At 56.4% G+C, this 13229-nt stretch carries 11 protein-coding genes; 4 read left to right on the top strand and 7 right to left on the bottom strand.

Features of this window, described 5'->3' with window-relative positions:
* Window position 1: 1 nt before the first annotated feature.
* On the bottom strand, window positions 2-1402 hold the full coding sequence (locus NR795_RS16605) for an MFS transporter (protein ID WP_257758784.1): 1401 nt from the start codon (window positions 1400-1402) through the stop codon (window positions 2-4).
* A gap of 252 nt (window positions 1403-1654) precedes the next feature.
* Here NR795_RS16605 and NR795_RS16600 point away from each other — a divergent pair, with 252 nt between their 5' ends.
* From NR795_RS16600 to NR795_RS16590, 3 genes are all read left to right on the top strand, one after another.
* Window positions 1655-2470 (top strand): AraC family transcriptional regulator, encoded by an 816-nt coding sequence (locus NR795_RS16600; protein WP_257758783.1) that lies wholly within the window; start codon window positions 1655-1657, stop codon window positions 2468-2470.
* Window positions 2471-2695: 225 nt separating this feature from the next.
* Window positions 2696-2881: a type II toxin-antitoxin system HicA family toxin gene (locus NR795_RS16595; protein ID WP_257758782.1), complete on the top strand. Its 186-nt coding sequence runs from the start codon at window positions 2696-2698 to the stop codon at window positions 2879-2881.
* Between the two features lie 15 nt (window positions 2882-2896).
* Window positions 2897-3307, top strand: coding sequence for a type II toxin-antitoxin system HicB family antitoxin (locus tag NR795_RS16590; protein WP_257758781.1), 411 nt, complete (start codon window positions 2897-2899; stop codon window positions 3305-3307).
* A gap of 39 nt (window positions 3308-3346) precedes the next feature.
* Here the strand turns inward: NR795_RS16590 and avtA are convergent, their stop codons facing one another.
* Entirely contained in the window at window positions 3347-4603 is a 1257-nt protein-coding gene (avtA, locus tag NR795_RS16585) for a valine--pyruvate transaminase (RefSeq protein ID WP_144818488.1), read from the bottom strand.
* Window positions 4604-4727: 124 nt separating this feature from the next.
* Entirely contained in the window at window positions 4728-6764 is a 2037-nt protein-coding gene (locus NR795_RS16580) for an alpha-amylase (RefSeq protein ID WP_257758780.1), read from the bottom strand.
* 314 nt (window positions 6765-7078) lie between these two features.
* Between NR795_RS16580 and NR795_RS16575 the strand changes: the two genes are divergently transcribed.
* The gene (locus tag NR795_RS16575) at window positions 7079-7984 is read left to right on the top strand and encodes a protein bax (RefSeq protein ID WP_144818492.1); all 906 of its coding nucleotides are present in this window, start codon (window positions 7079-7081) and stop codon (window positions 7982-7984) included.
* 40 nt (window positions 7985-8024) lie between these two features.
* Here NR795_RS16575 and xylR read toward each other — a convergent pair whose 3' ends face one another.
* The 4 genes from xylR to xylF form a co-directional block, all read right to left on the bottom strand.
* A complete protein-coding gene (gene xylR / locus NR795_RS16570; protein WP_257758779.1) occupies window positions 8025-9203 on the bottom strand; it encodes a D-xylose utilization transcriptional activator XylR in 1179 nt (392 codons plus the stop codon).
* Between the two features lie 100 nt (window positions 9204-9303).
* On the bottom strand, window positions 9304-10485 hold the full coding sequence (gene xylH / locus NR795_RS16565; protein WP_144818496.1) for a xylose ABC transporter permease XylH: 1182 nt from the start codon (window positions 10483-10485) through the stop codon (window positions 9304-9306).
* Window positions 10463-12004, bottom strand: coding sequence for a xylose ABC transporter ATP-binding protein (locus NR795_RS16560; protein ID WP_144818497.1), 1542 nt, complete (start codon window positions 12002-12004; stop codon window positions 10463-10465). Before NR795_RS16560 ends, xylH begins: the two co-directional genes overlap by 23 nt.
* Before the next feature lie 75 nt (window positions 12005-12079).
* Window positions 12080-13072, bottom strand: a complete 993-nt coding sequence (gene xylF, locus NR795_RS16555; protein ID WP_144818499.1) for a D-xylose ABC transporter substrate-binding protein — start codon at window positions 13070-13072, stop codon at window positions 12080-12082.
* Window positions 13073-13229: the final 157 nt, after the last annotated feature.

The raw sequence follows: 13229 nt of genomic DNA, 5'->3' as shown, positions 1-13229 counted from the left end.
CTCAGGACTGGACATGACGCTGGCGCAGGTCAGTTGAAATACGCGCCATCATTGGGTTACTCAGCTTGCAGACGCGAACCGCCAGCGCCAGCAGCAGGTGGAACAGGGCAGGCAGCAAGGTTTCCATCGCGGTGATCCCCTGTAACGAGGCGGGGGTCTGATTGCCGGTGCCGGGCTGGTAGGCCACAACAATAAATACCAGGCTGATAATTCCTGCGCTCGAGGCCCAGGCGAGCTTGATAAAGAACAGGTTGAACGCGAAGTTCATGCCCGACGAACGCACGCCGGTTTTCCATTCGCCGTAGTCATCGGAGAACGCCATCAGGGAGAAGTGCAGCGGTAGCGTAAAACCAAGGATAATGCCGTTACCAAGAATAACCGTCAGCCACAGCGTCTGATGCTGCGGTCCGCCCGGCAAAAACCACATGCCGACGGCCAGCACGGCCAGCACCAGATTGGTGTAGTAGTAGAGCTTAACGGCATCAATACGACGGGTAAGCGGGTTGACGATAACCGAGCCGAGGATCGAGGCAAAGGTCACCATCGTAAAGAACAGCGAGGTATAGGCCGTACTCCCCTCCAGCACATAGGTGATGAAGTACATGTAGCCTCCGCCCCGCAGATTGAAGACATTGATCAGCAGGAAGGACATCACCAGCATCAATAACAGCTGGTCGTTTTTACGCAGCCCAGCCAGATGCTCACGCAGCGTAAATTTGCCCATCAGCGCCAGCGGTACACGCTCGCGTACCCAGAAGAAACAGCACAGGAACATCACAACAGCAACAGCGCACAGCACGCCAACGCCCATCTGGTAACCTCTGGCGGCGCTGCCCTGGCCGAAGAGATCGACCATCCACGGCAGGCCTACCGAGACCAGAAAACCCGCGACGCCACACAGCACGAAGCGCCATGACTGGCAGGAGATGACCTCGCTATGACGCGTGGTCATGGTATTAATCAGTGCGCAGTAGGGGACGTTAATTGCGGTGTAGCCGACGGAGAGCAGCAGATAGGTGCCAAATGCCCAGGCGATTTTTACTCCCATGCTGGCATCCGGCACGGTAAAGGTCAGTATGCCAATGATGCCAATGGGGAGCGCTACCCATAGCTGCCAGGGGCGAAAGCGTCCCCAGCGACTTTGCGTGCGGTCAGCGATTACGCCCATGATCGGATCGGAAATGGCGTCAAAAACGCGCAGGGCGATAAACAGCGTGCCGACCAGCGCCGGGGTTAGACCAAAAACGTCGGTATAGAAAAAGGTGAGAAAATTCATGATCAGGCAGGTGAGCACCGTGCCGCCTGCGTCGCCCAGGCCGTAGCCCACTTTTTCGCGAATCGACAGTTTATCGTCAACCGCACCCTGAGCTATGTCTGTATGGGTAATCGGTGTAGAGGTCATAGATAACTCCTCGTAGGGTGGAGATCTCTTTCTTAGCTATCCGCCCCGCAGGGCAGGCCTGTTATTGGAAATGACCTGATTAATTCTGCCTGTTAAACAGCGGGCAACAAGGCAACGAAGAAGTATAAAAAGATAACGATTCCGACCTGGTGTAGAAAGTGTGAAGCCGATCGGGAAAAACGACAGTAATCTATTAATAATCAACAAGAAAAGAGTTTTACGGCGACCTAAAAAGCGGGAATTACCATATCTATGCTTGAATTATCCATAATGCTTCCGGTTAAAGTGCAAAATGGGGGGCTGTTTATCTCCCGCGGCGTTGGCCGACACCCTTCCCGCAGGCTCGACTCCTGGGAGATCATTTTTGTCGAAAAGGGGACGCTGACGATCCGGGAAGAGGGGAGGCTGTTTCAGATTAACGCCGGAGAGAGCCTGCTGCTTTGGCCGCAGCGCAGGCACGTTGGCGTTGAGGATTTTCCGCCGGATCTGAAATTCTACTGGCTCCATTTTGAAGTAAAAGCTGAGGCGGGCAACTCATCGTGGATAACAACGCTATCCATTCCTCAGCATACGAAGATCCGCGAGCCGCAGTATATGATCTCCCTCTTCCGACAATTTTTAAGCGAGCAGGAGAAAATGGCGCGAACGGCAGCGCTTGAATTTATCCTGCTGATGATTCTGCAGCAGATGACCCCTGGGGAACAGCTTAAGGAGGAGAGTAACGACAGCGGCGTTGCCCTCGCCTGGCGAGCACAGCAGCTTATCCGCACCCGTTTTCATCTCCCCCTCTCCACTAGCGCCCTCGCCAGGGAACTACACTGCAACGCAGACTATTTAGGCCGCGTCTATCGTCGCGTTTTTCGCCTAACGCTCACTGAAGCTATTCACCGCCAGCGCGTGCGGGCAGCGGAAAAGCTCTTAATCAGCGATGCCCGCTCGCTTAAAGAGGTAGCGGATCTGTGTGGCTTCAGCGATGTAGGGTATTTCCGGCAGATCTTTCGCAAGCATACTGGCCTGACACCCGCCGTTTGGAAGCGGCGATACTGTAAGGAGCATATTAATTCCTGAACGCTAAGATGCCGGGTGGCGCTGCGCTTACCCGGCCTACGGCTCATGGCCTTTGCCTGGAAGCTCGCAATAAAATGCAACGTTTTGCCCACTAAATAAATCTCTTTTCGTACCGCATTCCAATCTGGAAATCCTCTGGCAGCTTCCATTTTTGTCATGCGCTATTGTGATCCTGTAGCCAGTAACTGTGTGTATGATGTGTATAATCCGGTGAAGGATAGGGATGTGAAGAGCCAGGATGTCATTACAATTTTGAAAAGACATGGCTGGATGCTGGTTAGAGTCAGAGGGAGCCATCATCAGTTTTGTCATCCAATGCGTACCGGACTTGTGACGGTTCCGCATCCGCGAAAAGACATTAAGCCGGGTACGCTGGCACAGATTTGGCGTCAGGCTGGTTTAAAACTTTAATATGCAGGAGTCTCTATGTTTTATCCGGCTTATATTCATGCCGATGCTGACGGCAGCGCCAGTGGTTTCTTTCCGGATGTGCCGGGCTGTTTCTTTGCTGGCGATACGTTAGATGATGCCTTTCAGGATGCGAAAGCGGCCTTAACGGCACATTTTGAGTTAATTTATGAAATCGGGAAGACGATCCCAGGGCCCGGATCGATAGAAGCACATCTGAAAAATAATCCTGCTGATTTTACAGACGGGCAATGGTTACTGGTTGATATTAATATCAACCAGTTTGATGGCCGTGCAGAACGAATCAATATTACGTTGCCAAAGCGATTGCTAACGAAAATTGACCATTTTGTTCGTGAGCATCCCGACTACAGCAACCGAAGCGCCTTTCTGGCTGAGGCTGCCAGACGCGTGCTGCCAGGCCGCTGAATCGCCGGGCAGCGCACGCTTGCCCGGCTTACAACGGTGTTAATTAGCTCGCTCCTGCCAGGCAATCTCTACTTCTTCGGCGAGAATTTTCACCCCGGCTTCGATTTTTTCCGGGTCCGGCACGTAGTTCATGCGCATGCACTGGTGGGTGTGCGGCCAGGGCTTGTCGAGACCTGGGAAGAAGTAGTCGCCGGGCACCATCAGCACGCCGCGTTTCTTCAGACGCTGATAGAGCAGTTCGGTAGTGATCGGCAGGTCTTTAAACCACAGCCAGAGGAAGATAGCCCCCTCGGGCTTGTGAATAAGACAGCGCTCTTCCGGCAGATAGCGACGCAGCGTGGCCATCGTCTCCTGCACCCGCTGGTAGTAGAACGGCTTGATTACCGTCTCCGACAGGCGCAGCAGGTCGTTGCGTTTGATCATCTCGCACATCATTGCCGGGCCAATCCCGCCGGGGGCCAGGCTGATGATGCCGTTCATGTTGCGGATCGCCGAGATGGTCTGCTCATTGGCAATAATAATGCCGCAGCGGCTGCCGGGCAGGCCCAGCTTGGAGAGGCTCATGCAGAGAATGGTGTTCGGGTTCCACAGCGGGCGCGCCTCGCTGAAGATAATCCCCGGGAAGGGCACGCCGTAGGCATTATCGATCACCAGCGGGATGCCGTGCTGGTTGGCGAGGGCATCCAGCTTGATCAGCTCCTCGTCAGTAATAACGTTGCCGGTTGGGTTGGTCGGCCGGGAGACGCAGATCATGCCGGTCTCTTCGCCAATGTGCAGATGCTCAAAGTCGACGTGATACTTAAACTGACCGCCCGGTAGCAGCTCAATATTTGGGCGAGCAGAGACAAAAAGATCCTCCTCCAGCCCGGAATCCGCATAGCCGATATACTCCGGGGCCAGCGGGAACAGCACCTTCCTGGTGGTTCCATCGGCGCGACGGCCAGCAAACAGATTGAACAAGTAGAAAAACGCGCTCTGGCTGCCGTTAGTCAGTGCAATATTCTGTGGTGCAATATCCCAACCTAGCGTAGTGCGCAGCATGTCCGCCAGCGCGACCAGCAGCTCGGACTTCCCCTGCGGACCGTCATAATTGCACAGCGCATCAGTGGCTTTGCCCGAGGCAAGCATCTCCGCCAGCAGCTTCTGGAAGTAGTCGGTCATCGCCGGGATCTGCGCCGGGTTACCGCCGCCTAACATAATCGCGCCAGGCGTGCGTAGGCCGTCGTTGAGATCCTCCATCAGGCGCGTAATGCCTGAGTGGCGGGTAAATTTGTCGCCGAAAAGTGAAAATGTCATAGCAGGTGTTCTGTCGGTCTGATTTTAAAATTGGCACACCTTAACGCTAGCGCAGGCGCGGTGCAAATCGCTGGCCTGGCCGCGCTTTGTGTTTTTATGCTAAAGACAGTCTCACCGCCAGACGTTAATTCTGTTTCCCTGCCCACACCACCATAATTTTATCTGTGCCGTTTTCACGCATAAATCCGCTGCCCTGGGCCAGCTCCAGCGACAACTGTTTACCTGCCCCCACGGCAGGGTGACGCGCGCGGAACTGCCCGAGCTTCTGCCAGTGCGCAACGGTTGCCGCTGACTGACCGCTTACATCCTGCCAGTTCATATCCGAGCGGGTGCCCTGCAGCGGATCGGAGCCGGTGGGGCCGAAAGGTCTTGCCGACTCATCGCCATAGAAGATCTGTACCGCACCAGGGGCCAGCAGCAGCAGCTCGGCGGCCCGCTGCCCACCTTCGCGGAACAGGCGGGTATCGTGAGAGGAGAGGTAGCTCAGCACGTTAAAATCCTGCAGTTTGTCGGCCATCTGCTGCCAAATCGGCACTATATTCGCCAGGCAGTCGCTGGCTTTGGCCGCCTGCTCCTGATAATCAAAGTTGATCATCGCATCGAAGCCATGGCGATAGTATTCGCTCTGCATCACGCCGTGGCCCCAGGCCTCGCCGGTCATCCAGAACGGCGCGTCGTCGCGTTTTTTATCCGGGTTCGCCTGCTTCCACTCTGCCAGGGCCGCCGTTGCCTCGGACTTAAGCTGCTGCCACGCGGCCATCTCAACATGCTTAGCGGTATCTACCCGGAAACCGTCGATGCCATACTCGCCTACCCACTGGCTTAGCCAGTGGGTCAGGTAGTCGCGCGGCGTAAAGCCGGGGATCTCTTTGGCCCGCGTGTCGGGCTTATGTTGATAGAAAATCGGCAGGCCAGACGGGGTAGTAGATTCAGTTTTGATATCCGGTAAGAATGCGAGAGACATGGTGAGATCGTCAAAGCCAGGGCTGTCGTAGTCGCCGATGTCGGTACGGATCCAGTTCTTGCCCCACCACCTCTCCCACGCCGCTTTATCGCTAAAGTTAATGTAGTCATTAAAGCTGTGCCAGTTTTGTCCGGCGGCGGGTTTCCAGTCCGTCCACCTTTCACCAAGGAGCTTCTGTCGCTCCTCGCCCTGCAAATAGAGCGCGCCGAACTGGTAGGTCTGCATATCCGCCAGCGTGGCATAGCCGGTATGGTTCATTACCACGTCCAGCAGCACACGAATGCCGCGCTGGTGCGCGCCGTCGACCAGCGCGCGCAGATCTGCCTCACTGCCCATGTTGGCATCCAACGTCGTCCAGTCCAGGGTGTAGTAGCCATGGTAGGCATAGTGCGGGAAGTCGCCTTTGGTTCCGCCGCCTACCCAGCCGTGGATCTGCTCAAAGGGTGCGCTGACCCACAGCGCGTTAACCCCCAGCCCGGCGAGGTAGTCCAGCTTGCTGGCTAGCCCCTTCAGATCGCCGCCGTGAAAAGTAGCGATCTCCTGCATACCGTCCTTATGGCGGCCATAGCTGTTGTCGTTGGCCGGATCGCCGTTGACGAAACGGTCGGTAAGAACGAAGTAGACGGTGGCGTTGTGCCAGTTAAACGGCGCATCCGCAGGCGCATCGGCCTGCTCAAGCAGCAGCAGACCACCGCTGTTAGCATCGGGTTGGAGCGTGATTTTCCCTTCGCTCACCGTGGCCACCTGCTGGCTATAGAAGTCACGCACCTGGCTGCCTTCGGCAAAGGTTTTGCTGACGTCCACCGTCAACGGCGTGCCGTTCCACACCGGGCACTGGCGCACGGTAGCGGCGCTGGCCTCCGCCTCGGGCGGGGCGGCTACCGTCAGCATCAGCGTTGGCGTACCCGAGCGGGTATCTATCTGTAGCGCGTAGTCGCCGTCGCGAAAGATGCGCCACTGCGGCGCATCACCGGTGCAGGGCTGAAGCGATAGCATCTGGTTGAGCTTAGGGGCAGTGGCAGGCTGCCAGCACGCATTGTCACTTTTTAAGGTGAGCGGAGTGGTACCCTTTTTGAACGTGGCCTCACTGTGATAAACCCCACTGCCGGTAGCGCTGAACGCGGGAAAGCCGGGCGCGGTCCATTCGGACCAGGCGGTGATGGGCAGCAGTAAAAGCGCAAGGGCACAGCGTTGCATAGTGGCATCCTCTTCAGGGTTTCCCTCAGTGTGCCACCCGTTGTGCCGGGCAAACTCATCCCTGACGGGCGTTTGCGAGGGTGGAGGTCAAAGGCTGAGCGATCTGCGCCACATTTAGGGGGAAGTTTGTGATAAGCCACACAATTTTTGACTATTTTGTATGCTGTAGATCCATTCGACTGATGACACCAATTAGGAAATGGACTATTTCTTAGAGTGCTCGCAAGGGGTATTTTTGATACAATTTGAGATTCCGCTCTCAAAATCTTGTAAAAATAAGGTGTTGGAATGCATCAATCCGACCAGGAGACCTAATGATATCGACTCCCATTCGACGATATGGGGCTGCGATACTCATGTTACTCACCGCGGCATTTTCAGGTGAGGTGATTGCGAAAACGCACGCACAGACAACGAGTTACAAAGCCCACACAAGCAGCCATAAGCACAGTAAAACGTTAAGCAGTAGTAAAAAGGTTAGCAGTAAAACGATTAGCAGTAAAAAAGTTAGCAGTAAAAAAGTTAGTAGTACGCTGGCAAGCAGTAAACAAGAGTATTCTCGCAATAGTGCAAAGAGCAGTTCACTTCCTGATTTGCGAAAATACCCTTCCGGAACACCAAGGAAAAAGGCGTTTCTCCGGACGGTTATGCCCTACATCACTAGCCAAAATGCTGCCATTACCGCTGAGCGCAACTGGCTGGTCTCTAAACAGTACGACAATCGCTGGTCGCCGACCGAGCGTGCGCGTCTGAAAGACATTGCTAAGCGTTACAAGGTGAGCTGGTCGGGTAACACCCGCCGCATCCCGTGGAATACGCTGCTGGATCGCGTCGACATTATCCCTGACAGCATGGTTGCCACTATGGCGGCGGCCGAAAGCGGCTGGGGAACGTCGAAGCTCGCGCGCAGCAACAACAACCTGTTCGGCATGAAGTGTGCGAAAGGCCGCTGTAACAATGGCCCCGGCACGGTGAAAGGGTACTCTCAGTTTGACTCTGTGAAAGAGTCAGTGAGCGCCTACGCGGCAAACCTCAACACCCACCCGGCGTACGCATCGTTCCGTAAATCCCGTGCGCAGCTGCGCAAAGCGGATCAGGAAGTGACGGCCAGCACCATGATCCACAAGCTCAGCGGCTATTCGACGCAGGGCCAGCGCTATAACAACTACCTGTTTGCCATGTATCAGGACAATCAGCGGTTGATCGCAGCGCATATGTAACTTAATGCCGGGTGGCGCGTCGCTTACCCGGCCTACATTTCTATATCACGATCTCGCTATAGCGATCCCGGTAATCCTTCGGCGTGCTGCCGTACTCCTTCTTAAACACCGAATAGAAGTATTGCAGCGACGGGTAGCCGCACATCTGCGAAATCTCGTTAATCGACAGCGAGGTTGAGATCAGCAGGCTGCGCGCCTTCTCCAGCTTCTCTGCGTGGATCATCGCGTGAATGGTCTCACCTACCTCCTCCTTAAAACGCTTCTCCAGGTTCGAGCGCGAGATCCCTACCGCATCCAGCACCTGATCGACCTTAATGCCTTTGCAGGCGTGATTACGAATGTAGTGCATGGCCTGGATCACCGCCGGGTCGTTGAGCGACCGATAGTCCGTTGAACGCCGGGCCACCACCCGCACCGGCGGCACCAGCAGCCGCTGGAGGGGCATCGCTTCGTTATCCAGCAGGCGATGCAGCAGCTTTGCCGCCTGGTAGCCCATCTGCCGCGTGCCCTGCGCCACCGACGAGAGCGCTACCCGCGACAGATAGCGGGTCAGCTCCTCGTTATCGATGCCAATGACGCACAGCTTCTCCGGGACCGGGATATGCAGATGCTCGCACACCTGCAGCACGTGGCGGGCACGGGCGTCGGTCACGGCGATAATACCGGTCTGCGGCGGCAGGGTTTGCAGCCAGTCGGCGAGACGGTTCTGGGCGTGCTGCCAGTTCTCCGGGGCCGTCTCCAGCCCCTGGTAGACCACGCCGCGATACTTCTCCTGCGCGACCAGCTGGCAAAAGGCGTACTCCCGCTCCGCCGCCCAGCCTTTGCCGCTGGAGGTGGGCAGGCCATAGAAGGCGAAGCGGTGCACCCCTTTCTCTTTCAGATGCAGAAAGGCGCTCTCGACCAGGGCGTAGTTATCCGTGGCGATATAGTGCACCGCCGGATAGTCCTCTGGGCGATGGTAGGAGCCGCCTATGCCGACGATGGGAACATCCACGTCGGCCAGCACGCGTTCGATCTCGCCGTCGTCGAAGTCGGCGATGACCCCATCCCCTAGCCACTCTTTGATATTGTCGAGGCGGATGCGGAAATCCTCCTCAATGAAGATATCCCACTCTGATTGGGAAGCCTGGAGATATTCTCCTACGCCTTCAACAACCTGGCGATCGTAGGCTTTATTGGCGTTAAACAGCAGCGTGATGCGATGGCGCTTGGCAAACATGTTGATCTCTTCCTGATAAATCAGCGTTTTTGATTATCACATTCAGCACAAAGCCGGAGAGATTTTCCCCGGCAGTGTGATCATCCCTGTAATTTCTCCGCTATGTGCGGCGTTTTGTGGCAGAGTCCATCCACACCGCCAGCAGCAAAATAGCGCCCTTGACGATGTACTGCCAGAAGGTCGGGACGTCCATCATGCTCATGCCGTTATCCAGCGAGGCCATAATAAAGGCCCCCATCACCGCGCCCGCCACGCTACCGACCCCGCCCGCGAGGCTGGTACCGCCGATAACACAGGCGGCGATAGCGTCCAGCTCGGCAATATTCCCCGCCGACGGGGAGCCTGCGCCGAGGCGCGAACTGAGGATCAGCCCGGCGATGGCCACCATCAGCCCGTTGATAGCAAACACCGCCAGCTTGGTGCGCTCGACGTTGATCCCCGACAGGCGCGCCGCCTCAATGTTACCGCCGATGGCGTAGATCCGCCGCCCGAAGGCGGTGCGGGTGGCCATAAACATCCCCGCCAGCAGCAGGAACACCAGCAGCAGCACCGGCGTTGGCACGCCACGGTAGTCGTTGAGCAGCCAGATTGCCCCCAGCACCACCACCGCTATCAGCGCCTGCCTGCCGACCACCATCGTGGAGGCCGACGTTGCCAGTCCCAGCGACTGACGGCGTAACCGCCCGCGCCACTGCCAGAGCACAAACAGTACTAGTCCCAGGGCACCGACGCCAAAGCCAAACCCGTCCGGCAGGTAGCTCTGGCCAATCTGCGACATCGCCGCGCTGGTGGGCGAGACGGTGGTGCCGTTGGTGATGCCAATCAGCACGCCGCGAAACGCCAGCATCCCCGCCAGAGTGACAATAAACGACGGCACCTTGCGGTACGCCACCCACCAGCCGTTCCAGGTGCCCAGCAGCAGCCCCAGGACCAGCGTCACCGCGACGGTAAGCGGCAGCGGCCAGCCCAGCCAGACGTCAAAAATCGCCGCCGCGCCGCCCAGCAGGCCCATCATTGAACCCACGGAGAGGTCGATCTCGGCAGAGATAATCACAAACACCATCCCCACGGCGAGGATGCCGGTGATGGCGGTCTGGCGCAGCAGGTTAGAGATGTTGCGCGCGCTCAGATACGAGCCGTCGGTCATCCAGGTAAAGAAGAGCATGATTGCTACGATGGCGGCAATCATGACAAAGACCTGGAGATTGAGAGATTTTAGCCCGCTAAAGGCCCCGGGAGCCGGGGAGGCGAGCTTAAGTTCAGACGGATTGCTTTTCGACATGATGTTCGCTCCTCAGCGCCGCTTCCATAACCTGTTCCTGGGTCAGATGGTGATTTATGAGATTGGCCTTGAGCTGGCCTTCATGCATCACCAGCACCCGATCGCTCAGCCCCAGCACCTCCGGTAGCTCGGATGAGATCACGATGACGGCAATGCCCTGCTGTACCAGCTGGTTAATCAGCTTATAGATTTCATACTTTGCGCCGATATCGATCCCGCGTGTGGGTTCGTCAAGGATCAGAATGCGCGGATTGAGCAGCAGGCAGCGGGCCAGAATCGCCTTCTGCTGGTTGCCGCCGCTGAGGCGGCCAATCGCCAGCTCCGGCGAAGAGGTTTTAACTTTCAACCGTTGAAGTGACTGCAAAATACATTGCTGCTCTGCCGCATCGTCAAGGGTGCTGAGCGTGCCGGAAAACTGATCCAGCGCCGCCAGGGTAATATTCTTGCCAACGGCCATCACCGGCACAATGCCATCTCTTTTCCGATCCTCTGGCACCATGGCGATCCCGTGGGCAATGGCCTGCTGGCAGTTGCTTATCTTCACCGGCTGCCCGTCGATAAACACGCTGCCTTCGTAGCGGCCTGGCCAGACGCCAAACAGACACTGTACGGCCTCGGTGCGCCCGGCCCCCACCAACCCGGCAATGCCTAAGATCTCCCCGCGTCGCAGGGAGAAGGAGACGTCGTTGACCCGCTTGATGTGCCGGTTAACCGGATGCCAGGCGGTGAGGTGCTCCACGCGCAGGATCTCATCCCCCGCCGTATGCGGCTCGCTCGGGTAGAGCGCGGTCAGTTCGCGGCCCACCATCATGGTGATAATAGCGTCTTCGCTCATGCCCGCCGCGTCGCGCATTCCCACCGGCTTGCCGTCGCGGATCACGCAGATAACGTCGGCAATCTCCTTTACCTCGTTCAGCTTGTGTGAAATGTAGATGCAGGCGATATCGTGATTTTGCAGGTCGCGGATGATATCCAGCAGCACCGCCGTCTCCTGCTCGGTCAGGGAGGCGGTAGGCTCGTCGAGGATCAGCAGCCGCACCTGCTTGTTGAGCGCCTTAGCAATCTCAACCAGCTGCTGCTGGCCTAAGCCCAGATCGCCTACCCGGGTATCCGGCGAGATGGCGAGGCTGACCTGCTTGAGCAGCTTGTCGCAGCGTAGCGTCATGGCGTCATAGTCCATCACCCCGTGGTGGGTCAGCTCCGCGCCAAGAAAGATGTTCTCCAGCACCGTCAGGTGTTTAACCAGCGCCAGCTCCTGGTGAATGATGGCAATACCCCGGCGTTCGGTATCGCGGATATGGCTGGCGATGAGCGGCTCACCGGCAAAGAGGATCTCGCCATCGTAGCTGCCGTGTGGGTAGATGCCGCACAGCACCTTCATTAAGGTAGATTTGCCCGAGCCGTTTTCACCGCACAGGGCCAGCACCTCGCCGGCGTTGAGCGCCAGGCTTACGTTATCGACGGCTTTTACCGCGCCGAACGCTTTGGTGATGTTTTTCATTTCCAGTAAATAAGGCATACCTGCTCCGCGTGAATCGTTGGAATAACAGTGCCTGAGGGCGCTCCCCCGTTGTGCCGGGGGAGGATGTGATGCTTACAGCTCGCTTTTCTTGTGGAATCCGTCTTTCACCACGGTGGCGTCGATATTGTCTTTATTCACTTCGATAGGCGTTAACAGGCGGGCAGGAACATCTTTCAGGCCGTTATTTAACGAGGTATCCGCTTTCGGCTGCTGGCCATTTCCCAGCTCGACGGCGATTTCAGCGGCGGTATTCGCCAGCTCGGTGATGGGCTTATAGACGGTCATGGTCTGGCTGCCGTTCATAATACGTTTAATCCCGGCAAGGTCGGCATCCTGACCGGAGATAGCGACTTTGCCCGCCAGCCCCTGGGCGCTAAGGGCCTGGATTGCACCGCCTGCGGTGGCGTCGTTCGAGGCGACTACCGCATCAATTTTGTTATTGTTGGCGGTCAGGGCGTTTTCCATAATTTTCAACGCGTTTTCCGGCAGCCAGCCGTCGGCCCACTGATCGCCTACGACTTTAATTTTGCCGCTATCGATATAGGGTTTTAATACTTTCATTTGGCCCGCCCGGAACAGCTTGGCGTTATTATCTACCGGCGAGCCGCCCATCAGGAAGTAGTTGCCTTCAGGCACCTTTTTGACCAGGCTCTGCGCCTGCATCTCTCCTACTTTTTCATTATCAAAGGAGATATAAAAATCGATATCAGCATTATTAATCATGCGGTCGTAGGCTAATACTTTAATACCCTCCTGCTTAGCCTCTTTTACCACATTACTTAAAACCTGGCCGTTGTAGGGAATAATCACCAGTACGTCAACGCCACGGTTGATCATATTTTCAATTTGCGACATCTGTGTCTCTTCGTTACCGTTGGCCGACTGGACAAACACTTCTGCCCCCAGCGATTCGGCTTTTTTAACAAAGATATCGCGATCTTTTTGCCAGCGTTCGAGGCGCAGATCGTCAATGGCCATCCCAATCTTGACCTCTTTAGCATGGCTCGCGGCGCTAGCGAGCAGCAGCGAGGCGCAAAGCGTAAGGCAAAGGTTCTTTATCTTCATAATATTAATACCTTTTGTAGGGTTATCGGGCTTGAGATAAAAGAAACATGCACAGCGACAGACGTAGCAAGTTTTTAACATCTTATTGCGGGCTGGCAATTACTGATTTTTATCTTCTGATTACGTTTTTTGGTTTATTTTCTAATTTATGACCGCG

The sequence above is a fragment of the Pseudescherichia sp. L3 genome, assembly GCF_024656065.1.
Lineage (GTDB): Bacteria > Pseudomonadota > Gammaproteobacteria > Enterobacterales > Enterobacteriaceae > Pseudescherichia.
The sequence above is the reverse complement of the archived record's forward strand: the minus strand, read 5'-3'. Positions and strand labels throughout refer to the sequence as shown.